This window comes from Brevirhabdus sp. (assembly GCF_052826345.1).
Genome location: NZ_JBRBUA010000123.1, coordinates 1 through 11,536 on the forward strand (window position 1 = coordinate 1; position 11,536 = coordinate 11,536).

Annotated in this window: 13 protein-coding genes; 4 read left to right on the top strand and 9 right to left on the bottom strand. The window is 63.4% G+C overall.

Annotation, left to right across the window (positions count from 1 at the left end):
* Nucleotides 1–155 precede the first annotated feature (155 nt).
* On the bottom strand, nt 156–1,049 hold the full coding sequence (locus tag ACU0BR_RS14440) for a DUF6473 family protein (protein ID WP_446157532.1): 894 nt from the start codon (nt 1,047–1,049) through the stop codon (nt 156–158).
* 162 nt (nt 1,050–1,211) lie between these two features.
* Between ACU0BR_RS14440 and ACU0BR_RS14445 the strand changes: the two genes are divergently transcribed.
* Nucleotides 1,212–2,087, top strand: coding sequence for a 3-hydroxybutyryl-CoA dehydrogenase (locus ACU0BR_RS14445; protein ID WP_446157533.1), 876 nt, complete (start codon nt 1,212–1,214; stop codon nt 2,085–2,087).
* A gap of 10 nt (nt 2,088–2,097) precedes the next feature.
* Here ACU0BR_RS14445 and ACU0BR_RS14450 read toward each other — a convergent pair whose 3' ends face one another.
* Complete coding sequence (locus ACU0BR_RS14450; RefSeq protein WP_446157534.1) at nt 2,098–3,624, bottom strand: 4-hydroxyphenylacetate 3-hydroxylase family protein; 1,527 nt, start codon at nt 3,622–3,624, stop codon at nt 2,098–2,100.
* Between the two features lie 132 nt (nt 3,625–3,756).
* Between ACU0BR_RS14450 and ACU0BR_RS14455 the strand changes: the two genes are divergently transcribed.
* Together ACU0BR_RS14455 and ACU0BR_RS14460 are read left to right on the top strand one after the other, a co-directional pair.
* Entirely contained in the window at nt 3,757–4,335 is a 579-nt protein-coding gene (locus ACU0BR_RS14455; RefSeq protein WP_446157535.1) for a TetR/AcrR family transcriptional regulator, read from the top strand.
* The gene (locus ACU0BR_RS14460) at nt 4,332–4,877 is read left to right on the top strand and encodes an isochorismatase family protein (RefSeq protein ID WP_446157536.1); all 546 of its coding nucleotides are present in this window, start codon (nt 4,332–4,334) and stop codon (nt 4,875–4,877) included. The genes ACU0BR_RS14455 and ACU0BR_RS14460 overlap by 4 nt, the downstream gene beginning before the upstream one ends.
* A 32-nt stretch (nt 4,878–4,909) precedes the next feature.
* Here the strand turns inward: ACU0BR_RS14460 and ACU0BR_RS14465 are convergent, their stop codons facing one another.
* Genes ACU0BR_RS14465 through ACU0BR_RS14495 form a run of 7 tightly spaced genes read right to left on the bottom strand, consistent with a single transcriptional unit; the run spans nt 4,910 to nt 10,398 of the window.
* Nucleotides 4,910–5,785, bottom strand: a complete 876-nt coding sequence (locus ACU0BR_RS14465; RefSeq protein WP_446157537.1) for a lysophospholipid acyltransferase family protein — start codon at nt 5,783–5,785, stop codon at nt 4,910–4,912.
* 36 nt (nt 5,786–5,821) lie between these two features.
* Complete coding sequence (locus ACU0BR_RS14470; RefSeq protein ID WP_446157538.1) at nt 5,822–6,091, bottom strand: HPr family phosphocarrier protein; 270 nt, start codon at nt 6,089–6,091, stop codon at nt 5,822–5,824.
* Nucleotides 6,092–6,112: 21 nt separating this feature from the next.
* Nucleotides 6,113–6,505, bottom strand: coding sequence for a PTS sugar transporter subunit IIA (locus tag ACU0BR_RS14475; protein WP_446157539.1), 393 nt, complete (start codon nt 6,503–6,505; stop codon nt 6,113–6,115).
* Nucleotides 6,502–7,407 (bottom strand): RNase adapter RapZ, encoded by a 906-nt coding sequence (rapZ, locus tag ACU0BR_RS14480; protein ID WP_446157540.1) that lies wholly within the window; start codon nt 7,405–7,407, stop codon nt 6,502–6,504. The genes ACU0BR_RS14475 and rapZ overlap by 4 nt, the downstream gene beginning before the upstream one ends.
* Before the next feature lie 17 nt (nt 7,408–7,424).
* Nucleotides 7,425–7,958: an HPr kinase/phosphorylase gene (locus tag ACU0BR_RS14485; protein WP_446157541.1), complete on the bottom strand. Its 534-nt coding sequence runs from the start codon at nt 7,956–7,958 to the stop codon at nt 7,425–7,427.
* 3 nt (nt 7,959–7,961) lie between these two features.
* Nucleotides 7,962–9,686: a sensor N-terminal transmembrane domain-containing protein gene (locus ACU0BR_RS14490; protein ID WP_446157542.1), complete on the bottom strand. Its 1,725-nt coding sequence runs from the start codon at nt 9,684–9,686 to the stop codon at nt 7,962–7,964.
* A 10-nt stretch (nt 9,687–9,696) separates the two neighbouring features.
* A complete protein-coding gene (locus ACU0BR_RS14495) occupies nt 9,697–10,398 on the bottom strand; it encodes a response regulator transcription factor (protein WP_446157543.1) in 702 nt (233 codons plus the stop codon).
* A 318-nt stretch (nt 10,399–10,716) separates the two neighbouring features.
* On the opposite strand from ACU0BR_RS14495, the gene ACU0BR_RS14500 reads away from it, so the two are divergent.
* Nucleotides 10,717–11,536, top strand: an 820-nt coding sequence (locus ACU0BR_RS14500; protein WP_446157544.1) for a phosphoenolpyruvate carboxykinase (ATP), incomplete at its 3' end; no start/stop codon positions are given.

Below are 11,536 nucleotides of genomic sequence, written 5' to 3' on the forward strand. Positions count from 1 at the left end.
ACCAACTGCTCCAGCGTCACCATCTCAAGCTCGGTTTGCTGCGGGGAAGGCTTTCTCAACATACCCCATTGAATCAAAAGTCCCCGCACAAGGCGAGGACTTTGTCAGCAGTCTGAGCCCGCCCATCCGGCGGGCCTTTTCTTTGGCGCTCAGCCTTATGACGGCTCCTCCTCATTTCCCCTGCCCTGCGCGCAGCCCGTATCGCGCCGGTCCCCACGCTCCGGCAACAGCCGCATCAGCGGACCTTCGAGCGCGGCGGCGATATCGGCATGCGCGGCGGGCCCCGGCAGAACCTTCGCCGCGGTTCGATCCAGCGGGTCGAATGTCATCCCCATCGTGCCCCAGGCCCTTGCCTTGGCCGATTCCGGACAAATGATGATATCCGCGACGAGGGGGCGCATTTCCTCGACCATGTCGCGATCGACGAAGCGCGGTTCCGCCATTCCCTCCGCCGGATGACCCGCCGCCGACGGCGAGCGCCGCGCGGCCCACAGCAGAACCACCGGCGCGTCGATCGTGCGGATCAATTCGCGCACCCGCGCTTTCCATACCGTCTTCACCTCGGCGCGCACGATATCGAAACGGCCATCGTCTTTCTGTTGCAGCAAACGCAGCATATGGCCGGTGAAGTGAACCTCGGTGAAGTCGATTTCACGATACAGTCGATGCAGCAATTCGCTCGCCTTGATGAACCGGTCGTTGCGGCGCGGATGCACCGAATAGAGCCGGTTGGTCATGTTCTGCGCGCCGGTGATCTGCACCACCGTTGCTTGCGCCCCGCGGCAGATGTCGATGACGCCCGGATCGCGCAAAAAGGCATCCATGCCGGAGTTCATGCAACCGAGATTGACGCAAGCGCCCCCCAATGCCTGCTCCAGCAAGGCGCAGAACGGGCGTTCGACGAATCGGCCGTAAGTTTCCGTGCCCCCCAGAAAGGCGATGTAATCGCCATCCAGCGCCTTGGGCGGGCCGCGAAAATCAAGGCGCGACCCCTCGTATCTGCACGGTCTATAGTCAATTCCCGAATGTCTGCCTCGCTCGAAGCTCATGTCATGCCCGCCCTGTTTTCATCACCCATAGGGCAGATTGCACGTTGCAAATTGCCAAACCGTTAACCCTTCAATTCACTGAAAATTGTCGCGAAAACTCGCCCCTTGCGCCCGTACCGCAGCCGCCTATGCTTTGGCGGAATTCGCAAAAGGGTGACGGGAATGGAAATCAGATCGGTTGGGATCGTCGGCGCCGGACAGATGGGCAACGGTATTGCCCATGTCTGCGCGCTGGCCGGTTATGACGTGCTGATGACCGATATCTCCCAGGACGCGCTGACGGCTGCGCGCGCATTGGTTGAGCGGAACCTGGACCGCCAGGTTTCCCGCCAGGCGGTGACCGAAGAGCAGAAAGCAGAGGCGCTGCGTCGCATCGGCGCCACGCTCACCCTGTCGGATCTGGGTCGCTGCGATCTGATCATCGAGGCGGCGACGGAACGCGAAACCGTCAAGACCGCAATTTTCGAGGATCTTGTTCCGCACCTGAAACCCGATTCGATCCTGACCTCCAACACCTCCTCGATCTCGATCACCCGACTGGCCAGCCGGACCGACCGGCCGGAAAAATTCATGGGTTTCCATTTCATGAACCCGGTGCCGGTCATGCAGCTGGTGGAACTGATCCGCGGCATCGCGACGGATGAGGAAACCTTCGCGGCCTGTCACGCGGTGGTGGAGCGGCTGGGCAAGACCGCGGCCAGCTCGGAAGATTTTCCCGCCTTCATCGTCAACCGGATCCTGATGCCGATGATCAATGAGGCGATCTATACCCTCTATGAAGGCGTGGGATCGGTGCGCTCCATCGATACGTCGCTCAAATTGGGGGCAAATCACCCCATGGGCCCGCTTGAGCTGGCGGATTTCATCGGTCTGGACACCTGCCTGGCGATCATGAACGTGCTGCACGACGGGCTTGCGGATACCAAATACCGCCCCTGCCCCCTGCTGACAAAATATGTCGAGGCCGGATGGCTGGGCCGCAAGACCAAGCGCGGCTTTTACGACTATCGCGGCGACGAGCCCGTGCCGACGCGCTGATCGCGCCCGCCTATTCGGCCGCCGAGGGCACCATGCTCGGCACTTCGCAGCCTTTCGCGCAACAACGCCCGGGCTGTCGGTGCGGGATCTGGCCCTGATCGACGAGCCCGCGATCGAGCAGGCGCGACACCATTTCGCTGCGGTCGGTAACGGGGTAATTGCGCCAGATTTCGCGCTTCATCGCTTCGGGCGAACCGCCGCCATGCAGTGAGATCACGGAATACCAGCCGCCCTGATGGCTCGCGGTCAGATCCTCGATGAGGCGCGCCACGTCGGCCCGTTGCGCGGCGGGAATGTCCGGCCGGCCCTGCATCACCGCCGCCAGGCTGGCCCTGGTTTCGGGGTTGTGGTCCTCTTCGGGGCCGGGCAACGCCACGATCAGCCCGCCCGAGACGTGATGCGCCAGCCGGTGCATGTCGTAGATCTTGGTGGCCAGCAGCAGCTTGCCGATGTTGGAATAGACCGGGTCCGGCATGACGCAACCGGCGGGATCCTCGGTCAGATAGACCGACGCCGCGACGCCGCAGGCGTAAAAGCTTTCGGTGATGGTGATCAGATCCACCATCGCATCGCGCATATGCGCGTGACGAGCCATGTCCAGACCGTTCGCCTCTGACATCAGCGCCCCCGCGCCGATCAACAGATCGCCGAAGCCCGCCCGCGCGCCGATGCACGAATGCCTGTGGTGCGTCGCGTAGGACGTCGTCAGAAAGCCGCCCTCCTCCGTCTCGCCGTCGAGAAACACCCGGTCGTGCGGCACGAAGACATCATCGAAATGCACCACGCCCACCGACTGGCCGTATCTGGCCGAGAATCTGGCCGCCGCCTCGCCGGGACGGCCCGCGGGCTTGGCCACGATGGTGATGCCGTCGGCATCCACGGGAACGGCACAGGCGACGGCGAAATCACGATCCTCGGGGCGGTGGGTGCGGCAGGGCATCACCAGAAATTCGTGCATGTAGGGTGCGCCGGTCACGATCGCCTTGGTGCCGCGAATGACGATTCCGTCGCGACGACGTTCCACCACATGCACATAGGCATCGCGGTTGTCCTGCTCCGACGGGCGGCGCGTGCGGTCGCCCTTGGCGTCGGTCATGGCGATGCCGAGCGCGAGATCCCGATCCTGGACCATGTGAAGATAATTCAAAAACCTCTCGAAATACTCCGTTCCATGGGTGTCATCCGTGCGCCGCGTCGCCTGATAGAAGGCGTTCAGCGCGTCATGCGCCAGATACCGTTGCGCGCAGCCCGATTCGGCGCAGACCAGGCGAACGGCCTCCAACTTATGCAGCAGATCGGTGGAGGTTTCGTTAATGTGCAACATCCGGTTGACCGTCTTGCCGGAGCTGCCCTGGCGCGCGGTCATCAGCATCCGGGACGTCTCGATCTGCGCGAAATCATAGGTCACCCCGACCCCGTTGATCCCCGGCGCCAGGAGCGGCTCATCCGCGACGCTTTCGACCCGCTGGCCATTCACGAATACGGTGGGATTATAAGCCCGCAGAGACTCCCGATAATCCTCGGTCGTGAGCAGCATGGTCGGTCTCCGGCATAGATTAATGATTGCAGAATTATCTAACGATGTTAAAAATTAGTCAACCAGAGAGGTAGCACCATGTCAGCCCCTGCGATCCGCCGCCGAAAAGCGGTGAGCGATGCCAAGCGCGCATTGATCCTCGACGCCGCGCGCCGGGTGTTCGAGCAGCGCGGCCTGGAGGGGGCTTCGCTGCGCGCCATAGCGGCGGAAGCCGGATACACGGCGGCGGCGCTGTATTTCCATTTCGACTCGAAAGAAGCGGTCTATGCCGCCCTGCTGGCCGCTTCGCTGGAAGAGCTCAGGCTGGCTGTCGCCGGGGCCGCCGCGCCGACAGATTCGCCTCAGGACCGCCTGCGCGCGGCCGCTATGGGGTTCTTCGACTTCTACGAGCGCCGGCCGCGCGACCTGGAGCTCGGGTTTTACCTGCTGCATGGCGGCGGGATGAGCCCACGCGGCGTGGGGCGCGACCGCGACGCGGCCCTGAACCGCGCGTTGACCGGTGCGCTGGCCCCGATCGGCGCGGCCACACGGGAACTCGGCGGCGGCGAGACTGCGGCGAACCGGGTGATGGCGGGGTGTTTCGCCCATGCGACCGGACTTTTGCTGCTGGAACACACGCGCCGGATCAGGCTGTTCGATGTCGCGCCCAGGGATCTGATGACCTCCTATGTCGAAGATCGCATCGCGGAATTGGAGAGGAGAGAGGAATGAACGCCGTTCCCGCCGCCGATTCCTCCGGGCGCAGCACGCTTTTGTTGATCGACCTCCAGGCCCGGCTGATGCCCGCCATTCACGATGGTCGCGCGGTGACGGCGCGCGTGCAGACGCTGGCGCGGGCGGCGCGCCTGCTGGCCCTGCCCGTCCTCTATACCGAGCAGAGCCCCGCGGGCCTTGGCCGAACCATCGAAACGTTGAGCCCGCAGGCGGGCGAACCGATCGTCGAAAAGATGATGTTCGATGCCTGCCGCGGCACCGATCTGATGGGTCGCATCACCACGGCCGATGTGGTGGTCGTGGGGTGCGAGGCGCATGTCTGCGTGATGCAGACGGTGCTGGGGCTGCTTGCGGCGGGCAAAAAGGTCCACCTCGTGGCGGATGCGATCGGATCGCGCGACCCGCGCGACCGCGATCTGGCCATCACGCGCGCGCGACAGCACGGGGCGGATGTGCTCAGCGCCGAAATGGCGATCTTCGAATGGCTGTCAGACGCCCGTCATCCGCGGTTCCGCGAGGTCCTCGACCTCGTCAAATGACCGGGATAGCTCCGGGATGGCGCCGGGAACAGTCACCGCGCCAGCGACAGGGTGTGCGCGCGCAGCCAGGACATCAGACGCCGCGGCTCGTCCTGGCGGGCCTCTATCTCGGCCCGCGGGATCGGGTGCCCGACCACCGGGGCCTGCGAATGCCCCAATGCGCGTACCACCTCATGGATCAAAAGCCCCTGGCGCAGCGTCGGCGACAGCCGGTTCGCCACCTGATAAGCGCGCGAATTCTGCCCGGTGAAATGGATCGGAAGGACCTGCGCGCCGGACCGGCGGATCAGTTTCGCGGTGAAGGGGTTCCAGACGGCCTCCTGCGCGGGGCCCATCATCGTCGCCGAACTCGCGACCGAACCTGAGGGGAACAGCGCCACGACGCCGCCCGCGGCCAGCTGATCCATCGCCTGCTTGCGCATTTTGAGGTTCAGCTCCAGCGCGTCGGGCTCATGCGCGAAGGGCACCGGGATCATGAAGCGCGAAATCTCCTCCACCCCGGTCAGAAGACTTCGCGTGAGGATCTTGTAGTCGGTGCGCACCCTGCCGATCAGCTCCGCCAGGATCATGCCGTCGATCAGCCCGTGCGGATGGTTCGCCACCACCACCAGCGCGCCGTCGGCGGGAATGCGCGCGATCTGCTCCTGCGGCGTGCGCAGCTCGATACGCATTTCGCGCAGGGCATCGCGCCAGAACGGCTGGCCCGGCTCGACGCCATGTCTTTCGAAACGGCGGATCAGGCGTAACAGCGTGTATTTCCCGGTCATCCATTCCATCACCCGTATGGTATTGGATTTCCACGGGTTGGTGAACGTGTTGGCGTAAGACAGCCGCGACTTGTCGTAGGGCACGTAGTCCGGCGCCGGGGCCTGCTGTGGCTGCGGCGGGTCGTCGTCACGTTCTTTCACGGGAACCCGCCCTTGCCTGCTGCGTGTCGATTGGGATCAGTAGTCCTCGCCAAAGCGATCGGCAACCAGATCATCCAACGCCTGCGCCAGCGGCTCTGCCGCGTTGCCGCTGGTTTCCACCTCTATATAGGTGCCCTTGGACGCTGCCAACATCAGCAGCCCCATGATCGAATCGCCCGACACGTCCATGCCGTCCTTGCTGATCGTGGCCGAGGCGTCGAAGGCTTCCACGACCTCGACCAGCTTGGCCGACGCCCGCGCATGCAGCCCCTTTTCGTTCACGATCTTCAGTTTTCGTCTGGTCATGCCCTGCCTTCGTCCGTTTTCTCAGCCTGCGATGCCGTCGAAACTGTTGATATACTTGCGGCCTGCATCCTTGGCCGCACTGACGGCATCCGCCACGGCAAGCCGACGCGATTTCGCCAGCTTGATTAGCATGGGCAGGTTCGCACCATAGAGGATCTTGCGATTGGCGGGATTGCAGGCCATCAGCGACAGGTTCGAGGGCGAGCCGCCGAACATGTCGGTCACCACCACGACGCCTTCGCCCTCGTCGACATCGTCGGCGGCGGCGCAGATTTCGCTCTGTTTCAAGGATCTGTCATGATCGGGTTCTATAGCTATCGCACGAATGCCCGATTGCTTGCCCACCACATGTTCCACGGCGGAAAGATATTCTCTGGCCAAACCGCCGTGCGCGACGATCACGATACCGATCACGCTGTTGTCCCCTGATCATGCAGTGCCGGGGCAACCCCGCGCCGCGCAAGTCCTCTGTGCCGTTTAGATACCTGCCAACCCTCCTGTGCAAGAGCGTCGGCCATCAACTCTGTCATTGCGACCGATCGGTGTTGCCCTCCGGTACATCCAAAGCCAATGGTCAGATGCGTCTTTCCCTCCTCGACGTAGGCGGGCAGCAAGTGCAGCACCAATTGCATCACATTGGAAAAGAAGGTCTCGAACCGGACGTCGGCCTTGATGAAGCTGCGCACCACCTCGTCGCGCCCGTCGAAAGGGCGCAGCGTGACGTCCCAATAGGGATTGCGCAAGAAGCGCACGTCAAAGACCATGTCGAGACCGTGCGGAATGCCGTGCTTATAGCTGAAGGACTGGATCGTCACGGCCAGCGCGCCCGCGCCCTCGACGGCGAATTTCGCCGCCAGCTCGCTGCGCAGATCATGCGGCGACAATTCGGAGGTGTCGATCATCACATCGGCGCGTGATTTGACCTTTTCCAGCAGGTCGAAATCCCGTGCGATCCCGTCGGCCGGGGTTTCGCCGGGCGCCAGCGGGTGACGCCGCCGCGTCTCGGAGTAACGGCGCAGCAGCGTGTCGCCGCGACAGTCGAGATACAGCAGCTGCACGTCCAGATCGCCACGTTCCGCAAGCCCGTCGATCATCTCGACCAGCGTGTGCGAGGTGAAGTCCCGGTTGCGGGTGTCAAAGCCGAGCGCCAGCGGGCGGCCCAGGGCCTTGCCCTCCAGCAGCGGGGCGAGCAGGCTCAGCGGCATGTTGTCGATCGCCTCGAACCCCAGATCTTCGAGGGCGTGGATCGCGGTCGATCGCCCGGCGCCCGAAGGGCCGGTCACCAGAACCAGTCTTTGTTTCGCACCGTGGTGCATCACATCTCCATCGGCGTTCAGTCGCTCCGCCCTCCCTTCACATACTGGAGGATTGCTGCCGCGAAATATCCGCTCTCCACAGCGTGAAGTTTCGCGATCCGTTTGCCGAGAAACGTGATCGTCCTGTGGGGCGGCAGGCGGTCGCGCTCCGGCTTATCAAGATCGACGCAGAGCACAAGCGGGATGCCGCGCGCAACATCTCCTGCATCCGCGCGATCGGCGATGCAGGAGCTTTGCAGGATACCGACGCGGCGCGCCTCGATCCCGCGGCCGGCGCCTTGCGGCGCGCAGGCCAGCAGACCTTGCGGCGCCGGTTTCAACAGAACCTGATCGTCGCAGATCAAGGTGCAGCCATAGGCCATCAACTGCAATGCCAGCGCCGATTTGCCGCTGCCCGAGGCGCCGGTCATCAAGACGGCACGCTCGCCCAGCGCCACCGCGCTGCCGTGGACGAGCAGCCCGTTCGCATCCGCGTTCGCCGTGTCGTCGCGCGGGCGGGCGGGCCGGTTCCGCGCGTCGCCGTCTTCCGAAATTTCGCGGCCCGGGGTCATGCCCTAGACCGGCAGCCCGACGACGAAGCGCGCACCCAGGGGCTGGGATGTGACGTCGGCGCTGGTCGGGCGAATATTTTCGGCCCAGATCACGCCGCCATGCGCCTCGACAATCTGCTTGGAAATCGCCAGACCCAGGCCGGAATGATCGCCGAACTGCTGCTCGGGGCGTTCGGAATAGAAGCGGGTGAAAACCTTGCTGAGCGCGCCGTCGGGGATGCCGGGGCCGGTATCCTCCACCACGACGAGCACCCGGTTTTCCCGCCGACGCACCCAGATGCGCACCGCGTCGCCGGCTTCGCAGAAGGACAGGGCGTTGGTGACCAGATTGACGAACACCTGCGCCAATCGGCTCTCCAGACCGTCGATGAAGATCGGTTCGTTCGGCATGTCGGAGATGAAATCGACGCCGTTTTTCTCGGCCATCTGGCCGTGATATTCGACGATGTGGCCCAACATGCGCAGCAGGTCGAACCGCTCCTCGTCTTCCTTGACCAGTTCGCTGTCAAGCCGCGAGGCGTTCGAGATATCGCTCACCAGCCGATCCAGCCGCCGCACGTCATGTTCGATGACATCGAGCAATTTCTGGCGGTGCTCGTCCTTCTTGGCGACGCGCAGCGTGCCCACGGCGGACCGCAGCGAGGCGAGCGGGTTCTTGATTTCATGGCTGACGTCGGCGGCGAATTGCTCGTTCGCGTCAATCCGGTCGTAAAGCGCCACGACCATACCCCGCAATGCGCCGGAAAGACGCCCGATTTCATCGGGACGCGCTGTCAGATCCGGGATTCGGATGCGGCTCGGGCTCATCTTGCGGGCGTTCTTGTCCCGGCCAAGCTCCGCCGCGAGGGCCAGATCGGACAGCGGGTTGGCAATGGTCGACGCGAGCACCAGGCTCAACCCGACGGAGACGACCATCGCGATCAGGAACATCCGGAGGACCTGCTCGCGCTCGTTGCGCACATATCGCGCGATTTCGGCATCCGAGGTGAGAACCCCCACCGCGCCCGCCACCTGCCCGTCAAGCGTGATGGGCGTGACCGCGGAATAAGCGCGCCCGCCTTCCGGCGTGCGCATGAAGCGCAGATCGGTCGAATTGCCAAGCGCGCTTTCGACGGAGCGTTGGAGCTGGCCGCGCACGTCCGGCCTGACCGTTCCGATACTGTCGGTGCCGAACAGCCCCGCCAACCAGTTCAGGCCGCTACTGAACGCCTCGGTCAGCCACGGCTCGCGCACTTCGCTCGTGCCGGTCGCGGCGATGCCGCCGCTCCGCTCGAGCCCCTCGGTGGTGGCCAGAAGCACGCCATCGCGGCCGAAAACATAAACGTCCACTCCGCGCGGCAGATCCAGCAGCCCCAGCGTCTGCTCCGGGATGATCTTGCCCTCGGCTCCCAGCACCGGCGGATCGGTGACGGCAAGCTGCGCCTCGAACACGTCGGCGACCAGGCGCGCCTCGGTGATCAGGCCGCGCTCGCGTTGCAGGACCAGGCTTTCGCGGAACGGATCGACGTAGAGCACACCGACCACCAGCAGGATCAGCGCGATCAGGTTGAAGGTGATGATCTTGCGCGCCAGAGGAGAGCTGTGCAGCGTGATGAAACTGCGCTTGTCGCGGCTGTCACGCAGCTCTGTCTGGACGGCGTCACCGGACCCGATCCAATCCTCGCCGACAACCACATCCGCCTGTCTGGGTGCGCCGTCCGGCAAATCCGTCCCTTCCGCCAGTGTCATTTTCCAGTTTTCATTCTTCGTTGTATCTGTAGCCGATACCGTAAAGCGTCTCAATCGCCGAGAAATCGGGATCGACGGTCCGCATCTTCTTGCGCAACCGCTTGATGTGGCTGTCGATCGTGCGGTCGTCGACGTAGACCTGATCGTCATATGCCACATCCATCAGCTGATCGCGGCTTTTCACGAACCCGGGTCGCTGCGCGAGCGCCTGCAACAGCAGGAATTCGGTGACCGTCAGGGTAACGTCGCGCTCCTTCCAGTTCACGGCATGACGGAGCGGGTCCATACGCAGGCAGCCGCGCACCATGACACTGGTATCGGGGCCCTCCTCGATCACCTCGCCGCCCAGCGCATCCTGCCTGCGCAGCAGCGCCCGGATGCGCTCGACCAGAAGGCGTTGGGAAAACGGTTTCTTCACATAGTCGTCGGCGCCCATGCGCAGGCCCAGAACCTCGTCGATCTCATCGTCCTTGGAGGTCAGGAAGATCACCGGAAGCTGGCTTTTCTGACGCAGCCGCTGCAACAGGTCCATCCCGTCCATCCGCGGCATCTTGATATCCAGCACCGCAAGCTCCGGCATGTTCTTCGAAAATGCCTCGAGCGCGGATTGGCCATCGTTGTAGGTTTCGACCTCGAAGCCCTCGGCCTCCAGCGTCATCGAGATCGATGTCAGGATGTTCCTGTCATCGTCGACCAAAGCGATTCTCGACATAGCGTTATCCTTTTACTGCCCAATATTGATTATTTTTTGCCATAATCTTGCCGTTTGCCGCGTTGTTATCAACCTGAAATCGCGAATCACCAGCGTGTCGCAGCTCTATCAGGACCGGATTTTTACAAGATTTGACTAATATGACGCACCTCCGCCCGCATTGGTTGCGCTAACCTGAACACGTCGCCTGTTCCCTCACGGAAGCGTCATGGTATGAGGGCCTTGCCTGAGCGCATCAGGCAGCGCCGGACCGGCCCTCCGTGCGTATCGCAAAATATCAAGGAGTGGCGGCGCGCCCTCCGAAACGGGAGCACTCAAATGACAACAGGACGCGTTAATCCGGCGCATACTCTTGAAAAGCAAGGGATCACGGATCTCAAGGCCGTGCATTACAACCTGATCGAGCCCAAGCTGATCGAAGCCGCCCTTTCCCGGGGTGAAGGCACCCTTGGCAAGGGCGGCGCGTTTCTGGTCACCACCGGCAAGCACACCGGCCGGTCTCCGAAAGACAAGTTTATCGTAAAAACCGATGCGGTTTCCGAAAACATCTGGTGGGAAAACAACCCGCCGATGGCGCCGGCGGCGTTCGATACGCTTTATCAGGACATGCTCGCGCATATGAAGGGCCGCGAATATTTCGTGCAGGACCTGTACGGCGGGGCCGACCCGACGCACCGGCTGGACGTGCGCGTGGTCACGGAACTTGCCTGGCACGGGCTGTTCATCCGCCACATGCTCCGCCGTCCCGAGGCCGCGGAGCTCGAAAGCTTCGTTCCCGATTTCACCATCATCAACTGCCCCAGCTTCGTGGCCGACCCGGCGCGCCACGGCTGCCGGTCCGAGACCGTCATCGCGCTGAACTTCGAGCGCAAGCTGATCCTGATCGGCGGCAGCGCCTATGCGGGCGAGAACAAGAAATCGGTGTTCGCGCTGCTGAACTACATGCTGCCCGAAAAGAATGTCATGCCGATGCATTGCTCGGCCAATCACGCGCCGGGCAACCCGGTGGACACGGCGGTGTTCTTCGGGCTCAGCGGCACCGGCAAGACGACCCTGTCCGCCGACCCCTCGCGCACCCTGATGGGCGACGACGAACACGGCTGGTCGGAACGCGGCACCTTCAACTTCGAGGGCGGCT